The organism is Bacillus sp. BD48, from assembly GCF_046566805.1.
Classification (GTDB): domain Bacteria; phylum Bacillota; class Bacilli; order Bacillales; family Bacillaceae; genus Bacillus; species Bacillus safensis.
The window spans coordinates 235,317-259,047 of record NZ_JANGFM010000003.1 but is presented as its reverse complement, the minus strand read 5'-3'; the positions used below and the strand labels follow the sequence as shown (position 1 = coordinate 259,047).

The window sequence follows — 23,731 nt, the reverse complement described above, 5'->3', positions numbered from 1 at the left end:
ATGACAAAAAGAAACGAAAGGGAGAGTGAGTATCGTGAACGTCAAGTCATTTGGAGCAGGGCTTTGTATGGCAAGTGTGCTTGTGGCATCAGTCATGTTTGGCGCGTCAGATATTTCTGCAAAGGAGCAGGCAAAAAAAGAGTACATGATCGGCTTTTCTTCTTCCGTTCAAGACAAAACACAAAAACAGCTTGTAGAAGAAGCTGGCGGGCATGTGAAAGAATCAATAGAGCAAATAGATATGATGAAAGTGTCGTTGAATGAAACATCGAAAAAGAAACTGAATGAATCAAAAGAAGTGACCTTCATTGAGGAAGACCAAAAAGCAAAAACAAGCGGTCAAACTGTTCCGTACGGCATCAAAAGCATCAAAGCACAAAAGGTACATAAACAAGGATACGCTGGACAGAATGTCAAAGTAGCCGTTCTTGACAGCGGCATCGACGGCAAACATGAGGATTTACATGTCACCGGCGGGGTGAGCTTTGTTCCGGCAGAGTCCGATCCGCTTGTAGATCCGCATAAACATGGAACACATGTGGCAGGCACAATTGCAGCATTAGATAATAAGGTAGGTGTCATTGGTGTTGCGCCAAAAGCTTCTATCTATGCTGTCAAGGTGGCAGATGAAAATGGTGACGGCTACTATAGCTGGATTATAAAAGGGATTGAATGGGCCATTGAGAATGACATGGATGTCATCAATATTAGTATGGGGGGAGCAAGTGAATCTGAGGCGCTGAAAGAAGCGGTAGATCGAGCGTATGATAAAGGGATTCTCATTGTGGCTTCTGCAGGGAATGAAGGAAGTTATGGATCTCTCAATACGATTGACTATCCGGCTAAATACAGCTCCGTGATGGCGGTTGCCTCTGTTGACCAAAAAAAGCAAAGAGCCTTTGATTCATCTGTTGGCGAGGAAATCGAAGTCTCAGCACCAGGCGTTTCAACGCTGAGCACCATTCCTCATAACGAATATGGCTACATGAGCGGAACGTCAATGGCGTCACCGCATGTAGCGGGGGCTGCGGCTGTCATTCTATCAAAACATCCGAATCTGACAAACGATGAAGTGCGTGAGAGACTGTCAAAAACGGCAACAAAACTTGGAGAACCTTTTTATTATGGTGCAGGGCTTGTGAACGTACAAAAAGCCGCGCGATAACTGAAAAAGAGAAAGCAGTAAGCAGACTGCTTTCTCTTTTTTCTTTCGATAAAACTGTCATGTTTCGTAATCTCTCTCATAGAATCTAGTAACCTTACTATTTGGGAGGAAGACACATGCGGAAAAAGTCTTGGAAGGAACATCTTCTTCAGCACGTAAAAGATCATCTCTCGATTTATTTATTTGTCTCTGTACTCTTTTTAATGGGTGTGATCTTCGGGGCGATTATTGTCAATAGCATGACATTCAGTCAGAAAGAGGATTTATTCTATTATTTAAATCAATTTTTTGGTCAGCTGACGAATGAGAAAGCAGCAGAATCAAAAGAAATGTTTATACAAAGCTTTCTGCATCATATGAAATATTTAGGCCTTATGTGGATACTGGGAATATCCATCATTGGTCTGCCGCTCATCTTTCTCATGATCTTTTTAAAAGGAATTGTTGTTGGATTTACTGTTGGTTTTCTCGTGAATCAAATGGGGCTGAGTGGATTTTTTCTCTCGTTCGTATCGGTGCTTCCGCAAAACATTTTGCTTATTCCAGCCTATTTAGTGATTGGTACCTGTGCGATTGCGTTTTCCATCCGTCTCATTGGACAGCTTTTCATGAAAAAAACCATTAGTCAAGCACCCGTCCAGTGGTTTGGCCGGTATGCATCTGTTCTGCTGATGATTTTAGCGCTTGCTGCACTTTCGTCCTTTTTTGAATCGTACGTATCATTCATGCTGATGAAAAAGCTGGCAGGTGTTATTTTATAATTGTTATTAATTAATAATCAATTTATTTATCAATTTAAAATGATTATAGTTGGCTCTCAGCACATCATTTGATATAATGATCAAGTAATGTGGCGTAGGAGGGAAAGTCAATGGAAAATAGGATTGATCGAATTAAGAAACAGCTTCATTCTTCCAGCTACAAGCTCACGCCACAGCGTGAAGCAACAGTAAGAGTACTGCTTGAGAATGAAGAAGACCATTTAAGTGCAGAAGATGTATACCTCCTCGTAAAAGAGAAGTCTCCTGAAATTGGTCTTGCTACTGTTTATCGGACGTTAGAATTGCTCACTGAACTGAAAGTTGTTGATAAAATTAACTTTGGAGACGGCGTTTCGCGATATGATCTTCGCAAAGAAGGAGCCGCTCACTTCCATCATCATCTTGTCTGCATGGAATGCGGAACAGTCGATGAGATAGAAGAAGATTTATTAGAAGATGTCGAAGAGATTATTGAACGTGACTGGAAATTTAAAATTAAGGATCATAGATTGACATTCCATGGTATTTGCCACCGGTGTCATGATGATGAATCCGGCAAATAATCCGAATTGGAACCTTTTCATTTAAGATGAAGAGGTTTTTTGCATTTTCGCTGTATATTCCTTGTCCTACCTGGCATATGCTGAAGTAATGAGAAGGTGAGAAAGGACATGAAGATCATGCGAAAATGGCTCAAAACAACAGGTGAAGTGATGAAAGTATTTATCTTGTTCACTGGTTTTACCGTCCTGTTCTATTATGCTATGATATGGATAAATTCAGAATATGAAAGCTACCATCGTTATGATAAACCAGAGGGTGCAGCAATTAAAGTGATGGAAATGGATCAGCCGAATCAAGACAACTGGCAAGACCGATTGATTTATTTTTATCAAAACGGGGAGTAGAAATCATTGAACGATCAATTATCCGACTTTATTCATTTTATGACTGTAGAGAGAGGACTCTCTGAAAATACCATTGTTTCTTATAAAAGAGATTTACAGAACTACTTGTCTTTTTTAATGACACATGAACAGCTGACGGATATTGGCGATGTCACACGCCTGCATATTATTCATTATTTAAAGCAGCTAAAAGAGGAGGGAAAATCGAGTAAAACGTCTGTACGGCATCTATCATCGATCCGTTCCTTTCATCAATTTCTGCTTCGGGAAAAAGTGACAACGGATGACCCGTCATGGAACATTGAAACGCAAAAAACAGAGCGGACTTTACCGAAAGTTCTATCATTAGGAGAGGTCGAAAAGCTGCTTGATACACCAAATCAAAACACTCCCTTTGACTACCGAGACAAAGCAATGCTTGAGCTCTTATATGCAACAGGCATTCGCGTCAGTGAAATGCTGGATCTGACCCTTGCGGATGTTCACCTCACAATGGGCTTTATCCGCTGTTTCGGAAAAGGAAGAAAAGAGCGAATTGTGCCAATTGGTGAAGCTGCTGCAAGTGCGATTGAAGAATATATCGAAAAGGGAAGAAGCAAGCTGTTAAAAAAACAGCCGTCAGATGCCCTATTTCTCAATCATCACGGAAAAAAAATGTCGCGCCAGGGTTTCTGGAAGAACTTAAAAAAACGAGCCATCGAAGCAGGGATTCAAAAGGAACTGACGCCTCATACGCTCAGACATTCATTTGCTACACACCTGCTTGAAAACGGTGCGGACTTAAGAGCCGTACAGGAGATGCTTGGACATGCCGATATCTCAACAACACAAATTTATACACATGTGACGAAAACAAGACTGAAAGATGTGTATCACAAATTCCATCCAAGGGCATAAGTAAAGCATGACACAGTGAACGGGTGTCATGCTTTTTCATGTTTACACCGTTTATGGTTGTCAACTGGCTTGTAAACGGTTTATACTTGAGATGTCTGACCTCTCTCTGTTTGAAAGGTCAAAAGACAAGAATATTGAAGGAGGCGCTTTTTAATGCCTGATTATCAGTATAAACGCATTTTCCTCGTCGTAATGGATTCAGTAGGGATTGGGGAAGCACCAGATGCTGCTGATTTTAATGATGTAGGTGCAGATACACTTGGACATATTGCTGAAAAAATGAACGGGCTTCATATGCCAAATATGGCGAAGCTTGGGCTGAGTCATATTAAAGAAATCAAAGGAATTCCAGCGGATGAAAAACCGCTTGCGTATTATGGAAAAATGCAAGAAGCATCAAATGGTAAAGACACAATGACAGGACACTGGGAAATCATGGGTCTTTATATAGACACACCGTTCAAAGTCTTTCCAGACGGATTCCCAGATGAACTATTAAATGAACTAAAAGAAAAAACTGGCCGAGGTATTATTGGAAATAAACCTGCGTCTGGTACGGAAATTTTAGATGAGCTTGGCGAAGAGCACATGAAAACAGGCGATTTAATCGTTTATACATCTGCGGATTCTGTGCTGCAAATTGCTGCGCACGAAGAAGTTGTGCCATTAGATGAGCTTTACCGTATTTGTGAAATTGCCCGTGAACTTACATTAGATGAAAAATATATGGTTGGACGGATTATCGCTCGTCCGTTTGTCGGAGAGCCTGGCGCATTTGTTAGAACGCCAAATCGTCATGACTATGCGTTAAAACCATTTGACCGTACAGTCATGAATGAATTGAAAGATGATGGGCTCGATGTCATTGCGATCGGGAAAATCTCTGATATTTATGACGGCGAAGGAATCACATCATCTCTTAGAACAAAATCGAACATGGATGGAATGGACAAGCTGGTCGATACACTTAAAACAGACTTTACAGGACTCAGCTTTTTAAACCTTGTTGATTTTGACGCTCTTTACGGACATAGAAGAGATCCAGAGGGTTATGGAAAAGCACTAGAGGAATTTGACGCACGTCTTCCTGAAGTGTTTGACCTGATGAAAGAGGATGATCTTCTTGTGATCACAGCAGATCATGGAAATGACCCGGTTCATCACGGAACAGATCATACAAGAGAATACGTTCCGCTCATTGCTTACAGTAAAAAGCATCAGGAAGCAAATGAACTGCCAACAGCAAAAACGTTTGCTGATCTTGGGGCAACCGTTGCAGATAATTTCAAGTCAACGATGCCAAAATACGGAACAAGCTTTTTATCTAAACTCAAATAGGGGGAAATCTCGTGGGAGCACAGTTTTCAGAAGCGGCGGCATACATTAAACAAGCATCGACATACGTACCAACAGTTGGATTGATTTTAGGATCAGGGCTTGGCATTTTAGCAGATGAGATTGAAAATCCAATCAAAATAAAATATGAAGATATTCCTGGATTTCCTGTTTCAACAGTAGAGGGACATGCAGGGCAGCTCGTGATCGGAACGCTGAAAGGCACTGTCGTTTGCGCTATGCAAGGACGTTTTCATTTCTATGAAGGATATGATATGAAGCAAGTGACATTTCCTGTCCGTGTGATGAAAGAAATTGGCATTGAAACATGCATTGTCACAAATGCAGCCGGCGGTGTGAATACTTCATTCCGTCCAGGAGATCTCATGCTGATCACAGATCATATCAATATGATTGGAACCAATCCATTAATTGGCCCAAATGACAGTCAAGGCGTTCGTTTCCCTGATATGTCTGCACCGTATGATAAAGAATTGCTGGCACTTGCAGAAGAAACAGCCCAGCGTTTAGGCATATCTGTGCAGCAAGGTGTTTATGCAGGGATGACAGGCCCTTCATATGAAACACCTGCTGAAGTTCGTTTCCTAAGAACTCTTGGAGCTGATGCTGTTGGAATGTCGACTGTTCCAGAAGTGATTGTTGCGCGTCATGCAGGAATTAAAGTGCTTGGCATTTCATGCATTTCCAATGCGGCATCTGGTATTTTGGATCAGCCGCTGTCTCATGATGAAGTGATCGAAGTAACGGAAAAAGTGAAAGCAAGTTTTCTTGATTTAGTAAAAGACATTGTTAAACAACTTTCATAACATGTGTCCAGAAGCCTTCTGCTACCCAAGCAGAAGGCTTTTTTTATTTGCAATCATACGATCTCTGAATAAAACAGCCTGTATGAGGAAAAAATAGAAAGGATTACGATAATGGAGGTCTGCCACTTGAAACGTCATATATGTGCATTGTTTATTTTAATGATCCTTATCTCAATGGTTTCACCATCAGCGACAGCAAAAGAAAAGATTGAAAAACCAGAAGAAAAACAAACATCAGAATTGGCACACGAAGCCAAATCAGCGATCTTAATAGAACGTGACACGGGAAAGGTGCTTTACAACAAAAACAGCGATGAAAAGCTTGCACCTGCAAGTATGACCAAAATCATGACGATGCTTCTCATCATGGAAGCCATTGATCAGGGTAAACTGAAAATGACAGACAAGGTCAGAACGAGCGACTACGCAGCGTCCATGGGAGGATCACAAATCTTCCTTGAACCTGGAGAAGAAATGACCGTGAAAGAAATGCTGAAAGGCATTGCGATTGCGTCAGGAAATGATGCTTCAGTTGCCATGGCAGAGCATATTGCAGGATCTGAAGAACAGTTCGTTGAGCAGATGAACAAAAGGGCGAAAGAGCTTGGCCTCACCTCAACAGTCTTTCAAAACCCAACAGGACTTCCTGAAAAAGACCATTACAGCACAGCTCACGATATGGCAAAAATGGCAAAAGAGCTGTTGAAATACGAACAAATCACCAAATTCACAGGTGTCTACGAAGACTATCTCCGGCAAAACACGGATAAAAAATTCTGGCTTGTAAACACAAACCGTCTAATTAAATTTTATCCGGGTGTCGATGGGGTGAAAACCGGTTTTACAGGCGAAGCAAAGTACTGTTTAACTGCATCTGCTAAAAAAGGCAACATGCGCGTCATTGCGGTTGTCTTCGGCGCAAGTACTCCGAAAGACAGAAATGCTCAGGTAGTCAAAATGTTAGATTACGCATTTAGTCAATATACGACGCATCCGCTTTACAAACGAGGGCAAGATGTGGCGGAGGTCAAAGTGAGCAAAGGGAAAAAGAAAAACATCCAGCTCGTTACTTCTGAACCGATCTCCCTTTTAACGAAAAAAGGCGAAAATGTGGATCAGATCAAAAAAGAAATCAAATTGTCTCATGATGTCAAAGCTCCATTTTCAAAAGGAACGGAACTTGGTACGATCGTCTTGAAAAAAGACGGAAAAGTGCTGCATGAAAGCCCTGTAGAAGCAAAAGAAGGAATGGAAAAGGCGGGCGTTTGGACTTTCTTCAAACGAGCAATGGCTGATTTTGTGAAATGGAAATAAAAGGTGAAAGGCTGCTGTAATTGGCAGTCTTTTTGCTATGTGAAAAGAAAAGAACATCTAAATGTGACGAATGGTCACTAGTTTTGTCATGGTGAAGGATTTACTTCATATAAAAGAGAAACACTCTTTATCCGAAATTAGAGCAAGGAGGAATAAAAAATGAGCCTTGGTATTGATTTTCAAGTAAAAGAGAGCGTACTTTGCATTCGGTTAACAGGAGAGCTCGATCATCACTCCGCAGAAACATTGAGACAAAAGGTGACGAATTATTTGGAAACAGAGGACATTCGCCACATTGTGCTGAATCTGGCTGATTTATCGTTTATGGATAGCTCTGGACTCGGAGTGATTTTAGGGAGATATAAAGAAATTAAGCAGCTTGGCGGAGAAATGGTCGTCTGTGCTATTTCGCCAGCGGTGAACCGGTTATTTGATATGTCTGGCTTGTTTAAAATCATTCGTATGGAGCCTTCTGAGCAAACGGCTTTGCAAACATTGGGGGTGGCATCATGAGAAATGAAATGAACCTGACTTTTTCAGCATTAAGCCAAAATGAATCGTTTGCGAGGGTGACAGTTGCGGCGTTTATCGCTCAGCTTGACCCGACTTTAGATGAATTAACAGAAATCAAGACCGTTGTATCAGAGGCAGTGACAAACTCCATCATCCATGGCTATGATGGGAATCCAGATGGCAAGGTGCATATCCATGTCACGCTAGATGACCATGTCGTTTATCTTACCATTCGTGATGAAGGTATGGGGATTACAGATCTTGAGGAAGCAAGACAGCCGCTTTTTACAACAAAACCAGACTTAGAGCGCTCTGGAATGGGCTTTACCATCATGGAGAATTTTATGGATGATGTCATGGTGGACTCATCTCCAGAAATGGGCACGACCATCCGTTTAACAAAGCATCTATCAAAAAGCAAAGCGCTTTGTAATTAAAGGAGCTGCTCATATGGATGTGGAGGTAAAAAAGCAAGCTAAAAAAGCCCAGCTGTCAAATGATGAAGTCAAAGAGCTCATCAAAAAAAGCCAAGACGGTGATCAGCAAGCAAGAGACCTCCTCGTAGAAAAAAACATGCGTCTTGTTTGGTCCGTTGTTCAGCGCTTTTTAAATAGGGGATATGAACCAGATGATCTATTTCAGATTGGCTGTATTGGACTGCTGAAATCTGTTGATAAATTTGATTTGTCATATGATGTAAAGTTTTCAACGTACGCTGTTCCCATGATCATTGGTGAGATTCAGCGATTCATTCGGGATGATGGAACGGTCAAAGTCAGCCGGTCATTAAAGGAACTCGGAAATAAAATTCGGCGGGCAAGGGATGAATTGTCTAAGACACATGGAAGAATGCCGACCGTTCAGGAAATTGCCGAATACCTTGATATCACACCAGAGGATGTCGTCCTCGCCCAAGAAGCGGTGCGCTCCCCATCATCCATTCATGAAACGGTGTATGAAAATGATGGGGATCCGATTACTCTGCTTGATCAAATTGCCGATCATTCTGAAGAAAGATGGTTTGACAAAATCGCACTGAAAGAAGCGATCAAGGAATTAGAAGAACGGGAAAAACTCATTGTGTATTTAAGGTATTATAAAGACCAGACACAATCTGAGGTTGCAGAAAGACTAGGCATTTCACAAGTTCAAGTCTCACGGCTTGAAAAGAAAATTTTAAAACAAATCCAAATGCAAATGGATCAAAAAGACAGCTAGCCAATTCGGCTGGCTTTTTTTGTGTGGTAATTACCGGTAAATGCAGTTCTGCCTGTATGAGAACCATTTTTCACCACATACTATTTTTAACCCATCGTATAGGAAGTGACTTGGATGGACGGACAAATTTTTATTCGGCTGCGCCATCGAATCAAAACTGGTATTGATCAGCTCATTTATTTAGAAGATATCGCCCAAATCACTGGTGATGAGTTTGCTGTGCAAAAGCTTAGCAAAATGCCGGTGTATCATGTCAGCAAAAAGGATCGTCACATCGTCGTTCTTGATATTATGCATGTCGTCAAAACGATCAAAAAAACGTGGCCGGATATCGACATTCAAACCGTTGGCGGCTCTGAGGCCATTGTTGAAATTGATACAGGCAAACGCCAGCTTTCTCCCGTTTTATTTGTGTTTGTATGGCTCCTTTTATTTGTCGGAGCGGCGCTTGCCATTATGAATTTCCACGAGGATGTTAGTATGAGGCTCGTTCATATCCGTCTATATGAAATGATCACTGGAAAAACGGTTGAGCATCCGTATTTACTACAAATTCCATATAGCTTTGGACTCGGTTTTGGCATGATTTTGTTTTTCAATCATGTATTTAAAAAACGTTTAAATGAAGAACCAAGTCCGCTCGAGGTGGAAATGTTTAAATATCAGCTTGATCTCGATCATTACGTCGCACTCAACGAAAATAAAGAAACATTGAAAGATATCCATGATCGGTAAATGGCTTTTTGTCGTCCTCGTTGGACTTGGCGGCGGTTTAACGGTCGGAGCAGGATTTGTGGCTTTTCTTACAGTGCTTGGCATCATTCCCCGCTTAATGCAATTAACCAAAACGCAGCGCTTCATACAAGGGTACGAGGCGGCTGTCATTAGCGGGGCGGTCGTTGGCGGCTGGGCCACCTTAAGTCAAATGCATCTGCATTTAACCAAATGGCTGGCACTGCCGGTTGGTCTTTTATCAGGCATCTTCGTCGGTATGCTTGCAGCTGCACTCACTGAAGTATTAAATGTACTTCCTATATTAACGAAAAGAATTGGAATGGACGGGAAAATTGTTTTGCTGCTCATGGCCATCGTCTTAGGAAAGGTATTTGGTTCACTATTTCATTGGCTTATTTATATTTAAGAAATTGGAGGGAACAACACGTGTCGAGTTTAAAAGAGAACTATCCATCTAAGGTGAAAACATATCAGCCCAAACCTCCTTATGTCCTCAACTGCATCAAGGCGTTTTTAGTTGGCGGCTTAATCTGTCTGATAGGTGAGGGGCTGCAAAATTTCTATATCCACTTTTTTGATTTTAATGAAAAGACAGCAGGGAACCCGACGGTGGCAACCCTCATTTTAATTTCTTCTATATTAACTGGAATCGGTATTTACGATAAAATTGGACAGTTTGCTGGAGCAGGATCGGCTGTACCAGTGACAGGTTTTGCAAACAGCATGACAAGTGCTGCCCTTGAGCATAGAAGTGAAGGGCTTGTTTTAGGTGTTGCCACAAATATGTTTAAGCTCGCTGGGAACGTCATTGTGTTTGGTGTCGTTTCGGCATATGTCGTAGGGATCATTCGATACGTCTTGGAAAAGATGTTTTCGTAGGAGGAATGAAAGGTGAAACTAACAGGTAAACAATCTTGGGTATTTGAGCACAAGCTTTATGTCAATGCAGAAGGAACTGCTGCAGGACCGAAAGAAAAAGAAGGCCCGATTGGCCATTTAATTGATAAAACGTACGATGAAATGCACTGTGATCAAAAGAACTGGGAAATGGCTGAAAGGAAGCTCATGGATGATGCGATATCAAGTGCTTTATCAAAAGCAAATTTGCAAAAAAGCGATATTGATCTTTTGCTGGCTGGAGATCTACTCAACCAAAACGTCACAGCAAACTATGTGGCAAGAGAGCTGAAGATCCCGTTTCTTTGCTTGTTTGGGGCATGCTCTACTTCAATGGAATCGGTTGCCATTGCGTCAGCGCTCATTGATGGCGGTTTTGCAAATAGAGCCATTGCAGCGACAAGCAGCCATAATGCGACAGCAGAACGCCAATTTCGTAATCCGACAGAATACGGCGGACAAAAGCCCGATACAGCAACAAGTACAGTGACAGGAAGCGGAGCCGTTATTATCAGCCAAGAAGCCTCTGACATTCAAATTACGAGTGCAACGGTAGGCAGGGTCATGGATCTTGGCATTACAGATCCATTTGATATGGGATCGGCCATGGCACCGGCAGCGGCAGACACCATCAAGCAGCATTTAGAAGACTTAGGAAGAACAGTAGATGATTACGATCTGATTTTAACTGGTGATTTATCAGGCATTGGTTCACCGATCTTAAAGGATCTTCTGAAAGAAGACGGCATTCAGCTTGGGCGAAAGCACGATGATTGCGGTTTAATCATCTATACACCCGACCAAAACGTATTCGCTGGAGGCAGCGGCTGTGCTTGTTCAGCTATTGTGACATTTAGTCATATTTTTCAAGAAATGAAAGCAGGGAATTTACAAAGAGTACTCGTTGTGGCAACCGGGGCGTTACTCAGCCCGATGATGGTTCAGCAAAAAGAGACCATTCCAACCATTGCGCACGGTGTCGTATTTGAGCGTGCAGGAGGAGAGAGCTAATGGATTATCTTATCGCTTTTGTGGCAGGCGGACTTATTTGCGTCATTGGCCAGCTTTTGCTAGACGTACTCAAACTCACGCCTGCACATGTCATGACTACTTTTGTTGTAGCGGGTACCATTTTAGATGGATTCGGTATTTATGATAAATTTATTGAATTTGCAGGTGCGGGCGCAACTGTACCAATCGTCAGCTTTGGTCATAGCCTGCTTCATGGGGCAATGCATCAGGCAGATGTACATGGATTCATCGGCATCGGTATCGGTATTTTTGAATTAACCTCTGCTGGAATATCAGCTGCGATTTTATTCTCATTTATTGTCGCACTTATCTTTAAACCGAAAGGATAACCGAATATGGGGCAAAGACGGAAAGTCATTTTAGTGACAGACGGAGATATATATGCTGCCAAAACCATTGAGCTTGCTGCTAAAAACGTCGGCGGACGATGTATTTCCAGCTCAAAAGGAAATCCAAGCAAACGGACAGGACCTGAACTTGTTCAAATGATATTAAAAACGCCGTATGATCCAGTCTTTGTGATGTTTGATGATTCTGGTCTGACAGGTGAAGGAACAGGGGAGACGGCGATGAAACATGTGGCGCGCCATCCTGAAATCGAAGTCATTGGTGCGATCGCAGTTGCATCCAAGACGCATCAAGCAGAATGGACAAAGGTCCATGTCTCCATTGACCGAGAAGGTGAACTAACAGAATATGGTGTTGATAAACACGGTCTTCCCGAAATGGAGCCCCATAAAATGAGCGGGGATACTGTGTATTGCCTTGACTCCCTCAACCTTCCGTTAGTTGTCGGGATTGGAGATATTGGCAAGATGGGACGGAAAGATGATCTGAGCAAGGGATCTCCAATCACGATGAAAGCAGTGGAATTAATATTAGAAAGGAGTGGTTTCTATGAAGAAAGACAAGGTAAACGTGTACCGAGATCCGAAGAAAAATGAAGATTACTTCAAGGAAAATGTCGGAATGGGTCTCAGCTTTGACCTTGGTGTGCGGAAAATTTATATACACGATCAGGAAATCCAGCTTTACTATGTAAACGGATTGTGTGATACACAGTATGTCATCTACTTATTAAAGGAACTAATCGAAATCAATGATAACGAACCTGAATCAGATGATCTTGCACATGTAGTTGAGAATCGCCTTGTCAATCAGCAGGTTTCCAAGGTAGAAACACTGGATGAAGCAGTAGATCAAGTGCTGTCTGGGCTTGTAGCAGTCGTTGTAGAAGGTGAAAACTACGCATTTATCATTGATGTTAGAAGCTATCCTGGCAGAATGCCTGAGGAGCCGGATACAGAAAAGGTTGTCCGGGGAGCAAGGGACGGCTTTGTTGAAAACATTATTGTGAATACAGCGCTGATTCGAAGAAGAGTAAGGGATGAAAAGCTGCGATACAAAATGCTCAAAGTAGGCGAACGTTCAAAAGCGGATGTCTGTGTTTGCTATATTGAAGATATTGCAGACCCGGATCTTGTAGATATTATAGAAAAAGAAGTATCAGGAATCAAAGTCGATGGGCTGACGATGTCTGATAAAACGATTGAAGAATTTATTATTAAGCAAGGATATAATCCCTTTCCGCTAGTGCGTTATACCGAGCGTCCAGATGTCGCCGCTAACCACATATTAGAAGGGCATGTCATCATCATTACGGATACATCCCCTAGTGTCATCATTACACCAACCACTATTTTTCACCACGTTCAGCATGCAGAAGAATACCGCCAGGCTCCTGCCGTTGGTACATTCTTAAGATGGGTACGCTTTTTAGGCATTTTATGTTCTACCTTTCTTTTGCCGATTTGGTTTCTTTTTATCCTCGAACCAAATCTCCTGCCTGACAATTTAAGCTATATTGGATTTAACAAACCTTCTCATATCCCTGTCATTCTTCAAGTATTCCTTGCTGATTTCGGGGTGGAATTTTTAAGGATGGCAGCCATTCATACGCCAACCGCATTGTCGACCGCCATGGGACTGATCGCGGCTGTTTTAATTGGACAAATCGCCATTGATGTCGGTTTGTTTACACCAGAGGTCATCTTATACGTCTCGCTGGCAGCGATCGGTACCTTTACAACGCCAAGCTATGAGCTGAGTGTTGCCAATAAGATTGTAAGGCTCATCATCCTAGCACTAGTAGCGATCTTTAAGCTGAATGGACTCATCATTGGTTTTACGTTGTTAATGATTTATTTAACATCCATTCGTTCATTGCAGACGCCTTATATGTGGCCGTTCCTTCCTTTCAATGGGAAGGCTTTGTGGCAAGTGCTGATTCGGACGTCTGTTCCCGGCTCAAAAGTAAGGCCGAGCATTGTTCACCCTCAAAACAGATCAAAAATTCCGCCAAATTCTTAACGCTCATTGAAAGTGGCTGAAGATTGTGATATTGTATTTTTAACTTTGAGACACGGCAAAAGGCAGCTCACGCAGCTGCCTTTTTTCAGCCGAAGCGGAGAAAGAGGGAATGACATTGTATTTACACGGCACTTGCAGACAAAATGAACTCGGTCATTTAGAAATTGGTGGTGTTGATGCTGTTTCTTTAGCTGAAACGTATGGGACACCACTTTATGTATATGATGTGGCTTTAATACGGGAGCGCGCAAAAAGCTTTCAAAAAGCATTTATAGAAGAAGAACTAACGGCGCAGGTAGCATATGCGAGTAAAGCATTTTCCTCCATCGCTATGTTTCAGCTTGCCAAAGAAGAAGGATTATCTCTTGATGTTGTATCAGGCGGGGAGCTTCACACAGCCATTTGTGCTGGATTTCCAGTAGAAAAAATTCATTTCCATGGCAACAATAAAAGCAGAGAAGAATTAAAGATGGCTCTAGAGCATGGGATCGGCTGTATTGTTGTGGATAATTTCTATGAAATGAAGCTTATTGAACAGCTTGGTCAAGAGCTGTCAAAAAAAGTGAAAGTATTGCTCCGCATCACGCCTGGTGTCGAAGCGCATACGCATGATTACATTACGACAGGACAAGAGGATTCAAAATTTGGCTTTGATCTTCACAATGGACAAGCAGATGAAGCGGTGAAACAAGTGCTTGGATCAGAAGTCATCGAGCTTTTAGGAGTCCATTGTCATATCGGTTCACAAATTTTTGATACGGCTGGTTTTGTCCTTGCAGCAGATAAAATCTTTTTGAAGCTGGATGAATGGAGAGAATCATTTGGTTTTATTTCTACAGTGTTAAACTTAGGCGGCGGCTTTGGGATTCGTTATACAGAAGAGGATGAACCACTTCCTGCGACAGAATATGTCGAGAAAATTATCCAAGCTGTGAAAAAGAACGTGGCCCGCTATGAGTTTGATATGCCGGAGATTTGGATAGAACCAGGCCGTTCTCTTGTTGGAGATGCAGGGACGACTCTTTATACGATCGGATCATCAAAACATGTACCTGGCATCCGCGATTATGTTGCGATAGATGGCGGAATGAGTGATAACATTCGTCCAGCTTTATATCAAGCGAAATATGAAGCGGCAAGTGCCAACAAAATGAACCAAACGCATGATCAAACGGTTTCAATTGCCGGTAAATGCTGTGAAAGCGGAGATATGCTTATTTGGGATATCGATCTGCCAGAGTTATCACAAGGGGATTTATTAGCTGTCTTTTGTACCGGAGCTTACGGCTATAGTATGTCAAACAACTATAACCGCATCCCGCGCCCAGCTGTTGTGTTTGTAGAAGACGGGGAAGCGCAGCTTGTGGTTGAGCGTGAAACCTATGAGGACATTGTCAAACTTGATTTACCGTATCAATCAAAAGTGAAATCATCTACTTAAAAAAGCCGCCTGGTGTACAGGCAGCTTTTTTTCATGACTTATTTTCCTCCAGTGAATACAGAGACGATCGCGTTCCAAATGGAGACAAAGAAATCCCAAATCTTTTGAAGGAGGTTTTTCCCTTCATCCGATTCAATGAATTTAGTAATCTTGTCTTTTGCTTTATCAATTTGAGATCCTACTTGGTTCCAATCGATATTGATGTTTTTCATTTTATCGAAGAGCGAGACAAGCTGATCTTTTTGATCCTGCGTCAGATTTAAGTTCAGATCAGAAGCAGCCTGATCCACTTTTTCTTCTACTTCTTTCGTGGTTTTAGGGACACCGTTTTTTGCAATGTCATCTTTGATTTTTGCAATAAGGGCAGAAGCGTTGTCTTTCCCGATAGAGTCACCCAATTTAGAAGTTGTCACAAGTTCTTCGTTTGCTACCTGCTTCACATCTTCTGGAATGGCTTTGTCGCTTGACACCTCATACGCTTTTAGTAAGCCTGTCAGTGCGGCTGTACCAGATACTTCAAATGGAGCAGTCACGACAACCTTGGCATCCTTGACACCTGCTGTCATTAAAGCATTTAAATACATCTCATCTGTAATGGTCTTGATGTTGTGTGTATCCACAGTCAGACCAGTACCTGATTTTTCAATGGTGATCGATGAAGATGATAATGCTCTCGTCCCGATTTGAGAACGAGGGATATACTTTCCTAAATATTCGTGCTCTTCTTTATTGGTTACTTCAATTTTTGTCGCATTTTCAGGTGGATTCAACTCGTCAAGCACCTTCTGGCGATCAGCCGGTGTTAAGTCTTGCCCGAGTGTGACGATGACATCGCCGACAGCTGCATCCGCTAAGCTGACTTTTGGCGCACCAATTAGGAAAAGGAGCGCTGCCAGCATACCAAGCATCATTTTTTTAAACATGTTGACCTCCTTCAAGTCGAAAGCGTTCCTCTTTCAAGAGAAACTCATCTTTTGAGTACACGTGATGAAATGCACTCCATCATATAGACGTAACAAATCCGTCTGGCGTTTCAAATTTCTTTTGAAGATGTTTTCCTTTTCCAATAAATGAAGACATGTCATTTAGTCAGATATCATTTTATTAGGAAAAAAGAATCAAGCAACCCTATTTTATCAATCATCAGTTAAGAGGTAAATGACAATCGAAGAGCAGGGGATGTTTAACATCACCGAAAATGTGCTATAATGAGCGTTGTTTAACCTGAAAGGAGAATGTGAAAAATGGCGAAAAAAGGATACATACAATTAACGAATGGAAAGAAAATTGAGTTTGAACTTTACCCAGAGGCTGCTCCAGGTACAGTAGCAAACTTTGAAAAATTAGCGAATGAAGGCTTCTACGATGGATTGAAATTCCACCGCGTGATCCCAGGATTCGTCAGCCAAGGCGGCGATCCAAACGGTAATGGAACGGGTGGTCCTGGTTACACAATTAAATGTGAAACAGAAGGTAATCCACATCAGCACGAAAGAGGTTCATTATCAATGGCACATGCTGGTAAAGACACAGGCGGCAGCCAATTCTTTATCGTACATGACCCGCAGCCGCACTTAAACGGTGTTCACACTGTTTTTGGCAAGGTAACATCTGGTATCGAGGCTGTACTTGATATGGAGCAAGGCCAAGGCATGGAAAAAGTTGAAGTTGTAGATGCTTAATCTAAAACACCGCTTAATCGCGGTGTTTTTTTTATTTTGTTTCTGAGACTACTGTGATTTGTTTCGTTAGTCGGTAAGTGATGATCCAATACAAAATGGCTAAAGCGCTGATAGAGGCACCAAAAAGACATACTCCGCTCCAGCCATAGGCTGCGTATATGCTGGTTGAAACAATTGAACCGGTCGCACTGCCGATGGAGTAAAAAATCATGTAAGCGGCAGTAAGCCGGCTTCTCGCCTCAGGTCGAACTGTGAAAATCATACTCTGATTGGTCACATGTACTGCCTGCACAGATAGGTCAAGAATGATAATGCCAATGACTAATGCAATAAGTGAATGTTCAGTCAAACTAATGAAAAACCATGAAATGAATAAGAGGACAAGGGCTATACCGGTTGTGAACTGTCCAAAACCTCGATCAGAAAGGCTGCCAGCCCGAGCAGCCCCTAACGCTCCGGCTGCTCCAGCAAGACCAAATGCGCCAATAGCAGTATGTGAAAGAGAGTATGGCGCAGTACTGAGAGGCAGCACGAGTGAAGTCCATAATGTACCAAACACGATAAAAATCAGAAGAGCTAGAACCCCACGGATGCGCAGGATTCGTTCTTGTATGAACAATATAAACATTGAACGAAGCAGATTAGCATAGGATAATGACTCTGTTTTGCTGTCATCATGCGGGAGCACTCGGAACAATACGCCAGTTAGAATAAGCATGATGACGGCAGACACAAGATAAACAGACCTCCAGCCGGCAAAATCGGTTAATATACCAGCAAAGGTACGGGCGAGAAGAATACCGATTACGATTCCACTTTGCACCAAGCCGACTATACGGCCGCGCTCTTCTGGAGGAGCCCAACTTGCTGCAAACGCAACGAGTACCTGAGTGACTACAGCGAGCAGTCCGACCACTGCTAACCCTAGAAATAGGATGGTGATGCTAGGAGCGATGCCAACTAGAATGAGGGCAAGCACAGATAAAAGCATCTGCCCAATGATGAGCCGTCGCCGATTCAACAGATCACCAAGTGGTACTATCAGTAGCAGCCCCGCCGCATAACAAAGCTGAGTAATCGTAATGACAATACCGATGGATGAATACGTGATACCGAACTCGGCTGCCAGTGAATCTAGTAACGGTTGTGCGAAGTATATGTTTGCAACAGCCATCCCGCAGGCTGCTGCAAAAATTAGTGCCATATAGCGAGTCATCTTTGATCCAGGTTTTATTCGTATATGAGCCGTTTTCATCTCAGGATGATCTCTTGAAGTCATTTTATCTTTAACCATTTATTGCATCCCTTCTTTTTTGTACTAAAAAGTATAATATACTAATCGGTATAAAATGATTCCTGTTAAGGATAACCAACAAAATGTTTTAAAGTCAAGATTTTATTCCAGTTATTCTATGTTAATCTTGAAAGTAGAAAGGCAGTTTGACAATTTTACGTGAATAAAATAAAATTATAATGTACTGATTGGTAATGTTATCATGAAATGATTTTATTGTTGAAAAGAGGAATTGATGATGGTTCGACAGCGTGAGTTTGATGAGGAAAAAGCGCTGGATGATGCAATGGTGCTTTTTTGGGAAAAGGGATATAGAGCTACAACGTTAAGCGATTTGACTGCAAAAATGGGAATACAGCGGCCAAGCTTATACTCAGCCTTTGGAGATAAAGAGGAGTTATTTGAGGCTGCATTACGTAAATATACAAAGCAGCATGCAGCCCATATTCGAACAAAACTTCAAAACAATCGATCTGTAAAGGAAGCATTTCATACATTATTTGCAGATGTAGTGGAAGAGGAATATAGAGATAGCCCGAGTAAAGGCTGTTTTTGCATTAATACAATAGTGGAACTTGCTCCACACGAAGAGAAATTTGAAATTCTGACAAGAGAGCATCAGATGTATCTTTCTGTCATATTTGAAGAAAAGATTGTGCAAGGTATTCGCTCGGGTGAACTCGAAAGCAGCTTGAATGCGAAAGCCTTAGCACAGACACTGGTCGTTTCTTTCATCGGACTTACCGTCCTCATGAAGTCACGTCCAGAGCGTTCATTTGTAGATCATTCTGTAGCGACGATCCTATCCATTTTAAAATAAAATGGACAACACGCTATGACAGCTTCCGTGAAAAAATCATACAGCATAGTGAAAGCGTATTTGATCCATTACATCAAAATACGCTTTTTCTTATAGGGCAGTCATGCACAGAATCTGTTTTTATGATATGATAAGAGAACAAACATTCGTGTTTTCGGGATGCCAGCACATCCAGATGCAATTGAAGAAAGCGGAAAGAAAGAAGGGGAGACTTTGAAACCACTCACAAAAGAAGAAAAAAATCAAATGATGATGGCCATTCAGCGTTATTTTGCCGAAGAACGAGAAGAAGAGATTGGTGAATTAGCAGCCATCAATATACTAGAATTTATCACAAAAAACCTAGGAAGCTACTATTATAATCAAGGAGTTCGTGACAGCCGCAGCATTGCTGTCCAGCGGGCCCAATTGTTAGAGGAAGACTTATTCGCACTCGAAAAAAGAATATAATTGAAAAGCTTGCAGTATGGTGTGTTACGAACTGATAAATAGGAAAAAGACCCCCTTAATAAAGAACGCATATTCGTATCATATGTAATGATTAAGAGGTGGAACCAAAAGGCCATCTGAATCGTTATATAAGTAACCATTAATGAAAATCAGCTTTTTTGGTTTTATTTCAATAAAAGAAGGAATAAAACATACAAATAGGCGAAGTGCAGATGATGGAGGTTCTAAATATGGGGAAAATCAAATTAAAAATGGCAATCTTATTTGTTTTACTGCTTTGTTTAGGCGCAGGTTATTTATACATGAATGGCATGAAAATTGAAGATGTGCCAACAGCTATTGGCGAAAGCTTAACAAATAATGATAAAGATTACACCATCTATGAATATACCATTACGAAAATTGATGGAGATGAATATTACGGTCAAGCAAAGAATGGCACAAAAATCATTTTTAATGGAAAGAAATTTGAAGATGATGTGGCTGATCTGAAAAAAGGCGATCGTATTAAAGCCTACTTTAGTAATGAAAAAAGAATAGATGGACTGATAAAAGTAGTAAAAGTCGTTAATTAACATGTCTCCTTTCCTATAAGGAGGCTTTTTTTGTGAAGAAATCTTGATTGTTGCATTTGACAACAAGGATCGCTATAATAGCCCCTAAGGACAGCTGAATATCGATTGTATCCTTCGGGGCAGGGTGAAAATCCCGACCGACGGTAATAAAGCAAATGCTTTACAGCCCGTGACCCGTTAATTTATTAACGGTTGATTCAGTGAAAAGCTGAAGCCGACAGTGAAAGTCTGGATGGGAGAAGGATAAAGAAAGCTATGAACGAAAAATATTTGTTGATCATAGTTTTATTTCTGATGCAAAAAAGCCACAGCCCCGGAATTTTTTCCGGGGCTTTCTGTATGTTTTTGTCGTTAGTAGACTGCATGCAGTGTTTATTAGGTGATCCCTCATCTACCTTGTATGGACCATAAAAAGCGACGAAGGTGCTCAATCGATCACATGTCCCTAACATCGCTTTTTTTAAAAGTGAGAAATACAAATGAAACGAAAGGGAGGATCACATGTTTACGGGGATAATTGAAGAAGTTGGCACCGTCCAGTCATTAAGTAAAAAATCAGCAGATGCCATGGAAATTGTCATTACATGCAGCCGTGTGCTGGAGGATGTTCATCTCGGAGACAGTATCGCCATTAATGGAGTATGTCTCACAGTCACAAGCTTCACAAAAGAACAGTTCGCAGCAGATGTGATGCCAGAGACGGTCAAAGCGACATCGCTGGATCAGCTGACACAAGGCAGTCCAGTGAATTTAGAGCGAGCCATGTCCTCAAATGGACGATTTGGCGGACATTTTGTCTCAGGCCATGTTGATGGAACGGCTGTTATCACCCGGATAGAAAAGAAGAGTAATGCCATTTACTATGATTTAAAGATGAACAAGACCCTCACAGATATGCTCACCCAAAAGGGTTCGATCGCAATAGATGGTGTCAGCTTGACCATTTTCGATTTGCGAGATTCATATGTGACAGTCTCTATTATTCCTCATACGCTTGAAGGAACTATTTTCCCGACTAAATCTATGGGGGATATCGTGAATATAGAGTGTGACATGATCGGTAAATACATTTATCGCTTTTTAACTAAAGAGCAAGGCGAAAAACAGCCATCTCGATTGACCCCATCATTTCTAAAAGAGCACGGATTCTAGGAGGCGATTGTATGTATCATTCAGTTGATGAGGCAGTAAATGCCCTTAAGCAAGGAGAAATCATTATCGTAGTGGATGATGAAGACAGAGAAAATGAAGGAGACTTTGTGGCACTTGCTGAGCATGCCACGCCTGAGGTGATTAACTTCATGGCATTATATGGAAGAGGCCTCATTTGTACGCCAGTCGATGCGTCGATCGCCAAACACTTGAATCTGCATCCAATGGTTGAACATAATACGGATGCACACCATACAGCATTTACAGTAAGCATCGACCATGTGACAACGACGACTGGTATTAGTGCTTTTGAGCGCTCCACGACCATGCTGGCCATGTTAAATAAAGACGCAAAACCAGAAGAGTTTGCCCGACCAGGTCATGTTTTTCCGCTCATTGCAAAAGAGGGCGGCGTACTAGAAAGACCAGGTCATACAGAGGCGGCGGTTGATCTTGCTAAACTGGCAGGTTCAGAGCCTGCAGGTGTCATATGTGAAATTATGAATGCAGATGGATCAATGGCGCGCGTCCCTGAACTAAAGGAGATCCAAAAACAGCATGATTTAAAGATGCTGACAATAGAAGCATTACAGACATATTTAAACAATCACCGAACAGCCATTATCGAAACAAAATAAAAATCACAAAAAAGGATGATCAACATATGAATACAATACAAGGTCATGTAGTAGCAGAAGGACTAAAATTTGCAATTGTCGTAGCGAGATTCAATGATTTTATTACAAGTAAACTGCTAGATGGAGCAGAAGATACATTACTCAGACACGGCGCAAACGGTGATGATATCGATGTTGTGTGGGTACCAGGCGCTTTTGAAATTCCGTACATGGCAAAAAAATTAGCTGAAACCAAAAAATATGATGCAGTCATTACACTTGGAACCGTGATCCGAGGTGCAACGACTCACTATGATTATGTTTGTAATGAAGCTGCTAAAGGAATTGCTCAAAGTGCTATGTCAACAGGGGTACCGATTATCTTTGGTGTACTGACAACAGAATCGATTGAACAAGCCATTGAAAGAGCTGGTACAAAAGCTGGAAATAAAGGCAGCGAATCGGCTGCAGCTGCTATTGAAATGGCGAATCTAAATCGAACGTTTTCTTAATTTAGTGAAAAAGAGTTTAAAAACGATATAAAAATGTTTATAATGTGTGATGAGCAAATGATTTATAAGCCATTTGCTGGAAATTAGGATAATTTGAATATTGAGGGGTATATATGTTAATTCGTTACAAGAGGTCTTTTGAAAAAATTGCCATGGGACTCCTGTCCTTTATGCCGGGTGAGAAAGACGTCAAACAGCTTCAGCAGACGATGAAGTCATATGAAATGGATGAAGATCGGCAGCTGTTCCTATGGAAAGATGGCGAGGATATTGTAGGTGCTATCGGTGTGCTCAAAACAGACGACCAAGTACAAATCGAGCATATTAGTGTGAATCCATCCCATCGTGATCAAGGAATCGGCAAGGAAATGGTTTTAGCCGTGGAAGAGATATTTAAAACCAAAACACTCATTCCAAATGAATTAACGCAAGGCTTCTTTCATAAGTGTCACAGTGAAACAAATTAAATATCACACATGTAAAAGCAGAGGCTACAGTCCTCTGCTTTTTTTACGTTCGATCTGCTTTTGTCGTTCCAGCAATACATCTGTCCGGTCACGGAGTCTATGTTTTTCGATTAAAAATGTATGGGATAAGTTGCTTTCCTGTCCAAAGAGCAGTCCTTCTTTTTGGGCCATTTCTTGGCATAAAGAAAGAAGTGCTTCATCTTTGATCGGCAGCATCACACTCTCATAGGGCATGTCTTCATCCATCTTCTTTTTCAGCGTTCGCAGAAGCAACAGAAATGCCTCATCATCCAGACCGAGATTCGATAATATTGAACGATTTGCTTCTAACAAGTGAAGACTGTTAGAAATGAGCCGTTTTGCTCCTTTTCCATTTCCCCGTCTTTGATGATACAAGGCAACCGCGAGCTGAATGAGCCCGACCCAATATTCTTTGCGCTGCTCTGGGGGATCTTCCTTCCAATATTCCTCTAGAATTTCATGACACTCAAAATAATCTCTTGTTGTATGAAATTCGTGTAAAAAAGCCACGTACGCTTCAGGATACACAGCGGTCATCTCCTTTTCCACTCTCAGTCTAACATATCGAAAAGAAAAGAAGAAAGAGCGTCCCTTAGTGAAAAGGACGCTCTGTTTCTTTAATAAACCCAAGCCGCGCCAACGATGATCAGCAAGATGAAAAGCACGACAATAAGCGCGAATCCTCCGCCGAAGTTATAGCCATCTCCCATAATGATACGGCCTCCTTT

The 23,731-nt window shown here is 41.7% G+C and carries 30 protein-coding genes, 1 pseudogene and 1 riboswitch; of the genes and pseudogenes, 27 read left to right on the top strand and 4 right to left on the bottom strand.

Annotated features, from left to right (window positions below; all coding sequences use genetic code 11):
• The first annotated feature begins 34 nt into the window (after positions 1 to 34).
• From ACLGGR_RS11290 to lysA, 19 genes are all read left to right on the top strand, one after another.
• The gene (locus ACLGGR_RS11290) at positions 35 to 1,165 is read left to right on the top strand and encodes a S8 family peptidase (protein ID WP_349773738.1); all 1,131 of its coding nucleotides are present in this window, start codon (positions 35 to 37) and stop codon (positions 1,163 to 1,165) included.
• A 116-nt stretch (positions 1,166 to 1,281) separates the two neighbouring features.
• Complete coding sequence (gene spoIIM, locus ACLGGR_RS11285; protein ID WP_251216584.1) at positions 1,282 to 1,926, top strand: stage II sporulation protein M; 645 nt, start codon at positions 1,282 to 1,284, stop codon at positions 1,924 to 1,926.
• Between the two features lie 110 nt (positions 1,927 to 2,036).
• The gene (fur, locus tag ACLGGR_RS11280; protein WP_024422872.1) at positions 2,037 to 2,489 is read left to right on the top strand and encodes a ferric iron uptake transcriptional regulator; all 453 of its coding nucleotides are present in this window, start codon (positions 2,037 to 2,039) and stop codon (positions 2,487 to 2,489) included.
• A 117-nt stretch (positions 2,490 to 2,606) separates the two neighbouring features.
• Positions 2,607 to 2,834, top strand: a complete 228-nt coding sequence (locus ACLGGR_RS11275) for a YqzK family protein (protein WP_003215798.1) — start codon at positions 2,607 to 2,609, stop codon at positions 2,832 to 2,834.
• A 6-nt stretch (positions 2,835 to 2,840) separates the two neighbouring features.
• Positions 2,841 to 3,731: a site-specific tyrosine recombinase XerD gene (gene xerD, locus ACLGGR_RS11270; protein WP_251216585.1), complete on the top strand. Its 891-nt coding sequence runs from the start codon at positions 2,841 to 2,843 to the stop codon at positions 3,729 to 3,731.
• Between the two features lie 153 nt (positions 3,732 to 3,884).
• Positions 3,885 to 5,069 carry a phosphopentomutase gene (gene deoB, locus ACLGGR_RS11265; protein WP_111290531.1) on the top strand — a complete coding sequence of 395 codons (1,185 nt, stop codon included), beginning with the start codon at positions 3,885 to 3,887 and terminating at the stop codon, positions 5,067 to 5,069.
• A gap of 11 nt (positions 5,070 to 5,080) precedes the next feature.
• Positions 5,081 to 5,893 (top strand): purine-nucleoside phosphorylase, encoded by an 813-nt coding sequence (locus ACLGGR_RS11260; protein ID WP_410973088.1) that lies wholly within the window; start codon positions 5,081 to 5,083, stop codon positions 5,891 to 5,893.
• Positions 5,894 to 6,052: 159 nt separating this feature from the next.
• A complete protein-coding gene (locus ACLGGR_RS11255) occupies positions 6,053 to 7,207 on the top strand; it encodes a D-alanyl-D-alanine carboxypeptidase family protein (RefSeq protein ID WP_410973166.1) in 1,155 nt (384 codons plus the stop codon).
• Between the two features lie 159 nt (positions 7,208 to 7,366).
• A complete protein-coding gene (gene spoIIAA / locus ACLGGR_RS11250) occupies positions 7,367 to 7,720 on the top strand; it encodes an anti-sigma F factor antagonist (RefSeq protein ID WP_024422866.1) in 354 nt (117 codons plus the stop codon).
• A complete protein-coding gene (gene spoIIAB, locus ACLGGR_RS11245; RefSeq protein WP_024422865.1) occupies positions 7,717 to 8,157 on the top strand; it encodes an anti-sigma F factor in 441 nt (146 codons plus the stop codon). Before spoIIAA ends, spoIIAB begins: the two co-directional genes overlap by 4 nt.
• Positions 8,158 to 8,170: 13 nt before the next feature.
• The gene (gene sigF, locus ACLGGR_RS11240; protein ID WP_251216586.1) at positions 8,171 to 8,938 is read left to right on the top strand and encodes an RNA polymerase sporulation sigma factor SigF; all 768 of its coding nucleotides are present in this window, start codon (positions 8,171 to 8,173) and stop codon (positions 8,936 to 8,938) included.
• Between the two features lie 114 nt (positions 8,939 to 9,052).
• On the top strand, positions 9,053 to 9,673 hold the full coding sequence (locus tag ACLGGR_RS11235; RefSeq protein WP_034280357.1) for a stage V sporulation protein AA: 621 nt from the start codon (positions 9,053 to 9,055) through the stop codon (positions 9,671 to 9,673).
• Positions 9,663 to 10,079 (top strand): stage V sporulation protein AB, encoded by a 417-nt coding sequence (locus ACLGGR_RS11230; RefSeq protein WP_048239295.1) that lies wholly within the window; start codon positions 9,663 to 9,665, stop codon positions 10,077 to 10,079. The genes ACLGGR_RS11235 and ACLGGR_RS11230 overlap by 11 nt, the downstream gene beginning before the upstream one ends.
• 20 nt (positions 10,080 to 10,099) lie before the next feature.
• Positions 10,100 to 10,552 (top strand): stage V sporulation protein AC, encoded by a 453-nt coding sequence (gene spoVAC / locus ACLGGR_RS11225; protein WP_048239296.1) that lies wholly within the window; start codon positions 10,100 to 10,102, stop codon positions 10,550 to 10,552.
• 12 nt (positions 10,553 to 10,564) lie between these two features.
• On the top strand, positions 10,565 to 11,581 hold the full coding sequence (gene spoVAD, locus ACLGGR_RS11220) for a stage V sporulation protein AD (protein ID WP_048239297.1): 1,017 nt from the start codon (positions 10,565 to 10,567) through the stop codon (positions 11,579 to 11,581).
• Positions 11,581 to 11,931: a stage V sporulation protein AE gene (gene spoVAE / locus ACLGGR_RS11215; protein WP_024422860.1), complete on the top strand. Its 351-nt coding sequence runs from the start codon at positions 11,581 to 11,583 to the stop codon at positions 11,929 to 11,931. The genes spoVAD and spoVAE overlap by 1 nt, the downstream gene beginning before the upstream one ends.
• 6 nt (positions 11,932 to 11,937) lie before the next feature.
• The gene (gene spoVAEA, locus ACLGGR_RS11210; RefSeq protein ID WP_142945917.1) at positions 11,938 to 12,546 is read left to right on the top strand and encodes a stage V sporulation protein SpoVABEA; all 609 of its coding nucleotides are present in this window, start codon (positions 11,938 to 11,940) and stop codon (positions 12,544 to 12,546) included.
• Positions 12,500 to 13,972, top strand: a complete 1,473-nt coding sequence (locus ACLGGR_RS11205) for a spore germination protein (RefSeq protein ID WP_285846181.1) — start codon at positions 12,500 to 12,502, stop codon at positions 13,970 to 13,972. The genes spoVAEA and ACLGGR_RS11205 overlap by 47 nt, the downstream gene beginning before the upstream one ends.
• A 115-nt stretch (positions 13,973 to 14,087) precedes the next feature.
• Positions 14,088 to 15,413, top strand: a complete 1,326-nt coding sequence (gene lysA, locus ACLGGR_RS11200; RefSeq protein WP_410973165.1) for a diaminopimelate decarboxylase — start codon at positions 14,088 to 14,090, stop codon at positions 15,411 to 15,413.
• Positions 15,414 to 15,451: 38 nt separating this feature from the next.
• Here lysA and ACLGGR_RS11195 read toward each other — a convergent pair whose 3' ends face one another.
• The gene (locus ACLGGR_RS11195) at positions 15,452 to 16,336 is read right to left on the bottom strand and encodes a DUF1002 domain-containing protein (RefSeq protein ID WP_323647753.1); all 885 of its coding nucleotides are present in this window, start codon (positions 16,334 to 16,336) and stop codon (positions 15,452 to 15,454) included.
• Between the two features lie 321 nt (positions 16,337 to 16,657).
• Between ACLGGR_RS11195 and ACLGGR_RS11190 the strand changes: the two genes are divergently transcribed.
• Complete coding sequence (locus ACLGGR_RS11190; RefSeq protein ID WP_008359679.1) at positions 16,658 to 17,095, top strand: peptidylprolyl isomerase; 438 nt, start codon at positions 16,658 to 16,660, stop codon at positions 17,093 to 17,095.
• Between the two features lie 31 nt (positions 17,096 to 17,126).
• On the opposite strand, the gene ACLGGR_RS11185 is transcribed toward ACLGGR_RS11190, so the two are convergent.
• Positions 17,127 to 18,350, bottom strand: coding sequence for an MFS transporter (locus ACLGGR_RS11185; protein WP_410973164.1), 1,224 nt, complete (start codon positions 18,348 to 18,350; stop codon positions 17,127 to 17,129).
• Positions 18,351 to 18,627: 277 nt separating this feature from the next.
• On the opposite strand from ACLGGR_RS11185, the gene ACLGGR_RS11180 reads away from it, so the two are divergent.
• From ACLGGR_RS11180 to ACLGGR_RS11150, 7 genes and pseudogenes are all read left to right on the top strand, one after another.
• Positions 18,628 to 19,209: a TetR/AcrR family transcriptional regulator gene (locus ACLGGR_RS11180; protein WP_142945914.1), complete on the top strand. Its 582-nt coding sequence runs from the start codon at positions 18,628 to 18,630 to the stop codon at positions 19,207 to 19,209.
• Between the two features lie 213 nt (positions 19,210 to 19,422).
• A complete protein-coding gene (locus tag ACLGGR_RS11175; protein WP_142945913.1) occupies positions 19,423 to 19,659 on the top strand; it encodes a DUF2164 domain-containing protein in 237 nt (78 codons plus the stop codon).
• Positions 19,660 to 19,889: 230 nt separating this feature from the next.
• Entirely contained in the window at positions 19,890 to 20,234 is a 345-nt protein-coding gene (locus ACLGGR_RS11170) for a hypothetical protein (protein WP_034623431.1), read from the top strand.
• Between the two features lie 106 nt (positions 20,235 to 20,340).
• A riboswitch (FMN riboswitch) is annotated at positions 20,341 to 20,482 on the top strand.
• A gap of 253 nt (positions 20,483 to 20,735) precedes the next feature.
• Positions 20,736 to 21,386 carry a riboflavin synthase gene (gene ribE / locus ACLGGR_RS11165; RefSeq protein ID WP_323647748.1) on the top strand — a complete coding sequence of 217 codons (651 nt, stop codon included), beginning with the start codon at positions 20,736 to 20,738 and terminating at the stop codon, positions 21,384 to 21,386.
• A gap of 11 nt (positions 21,387 to 21,397) precedes the next feature.
• Positions 21,398 to 22,009: pseudogene (gene ribB, locus ACLGGR_RS11160) on the top strand (3,4-dihydroxy-2-butanone-4-phosphate synthase); the annotation flags it as partial.
• A 41-nt stretch (positions 22,010 to 22,050) separates the two neighbouring features.
• On the top strand, positions 22,051 to 22,515 hold the full coding sequence (ribH, locus tag ACLGGR_RS11155; protein ID WP_029706184.1) for a 6,7-dimethyl-8-ribityllumazine synthase: 465 nt from the start codon (positions 22,051 to 22,053) through the stop codon (positions 22,513 to 22,515).
• A 113-nt stretch (positions 22,516 to 22,628) separates the two neighbouring features.
• Entirely contained in the window at positions 22,629 to 22,982 is a 354-nt protein-coding gene (locus ACLGGR_RS11150; protein ID WP_048239303.1) for a GNAT family N-acetyltransferase, read from the top strand.
• A 24-nt stretch (positions 22,983 to 23,006) separates the two neighbouring features.
• On the opposite strand, the gene ACLGGR_RS11145 is transcribed toward ACLGGR_RS11150, so the two are convergent.
• Complete coding sequence (locus ACLGGR_RS11145; protein WP_251216592.1) at positions 23,007 to 23,531, bottom strand: DUF309 domain-containing protein; 525 nt, start codon at positions 23,529 to 23,531, stop codon at positions 23,007 to 23,009.
• A gap of 89 nt (positions 23,532 to 23,620) precedes the next feature.
• The gene (locus ACLGGR_RS11140; RefSeq protein ID WP_012010430.1) at positions 23,621 to 23,713 is read right to left on the bottom strand and encodes a YjcZ family sporulation protein; all 93 of its coding nucleotides are present in this window, start codon (positions 23,711 to 23,713) and stop codon (positions 23,621 to 23,623) included.
• Between the last annotated feature and the right edge of the window lie 18 nt (positions 23,714 to 23,731).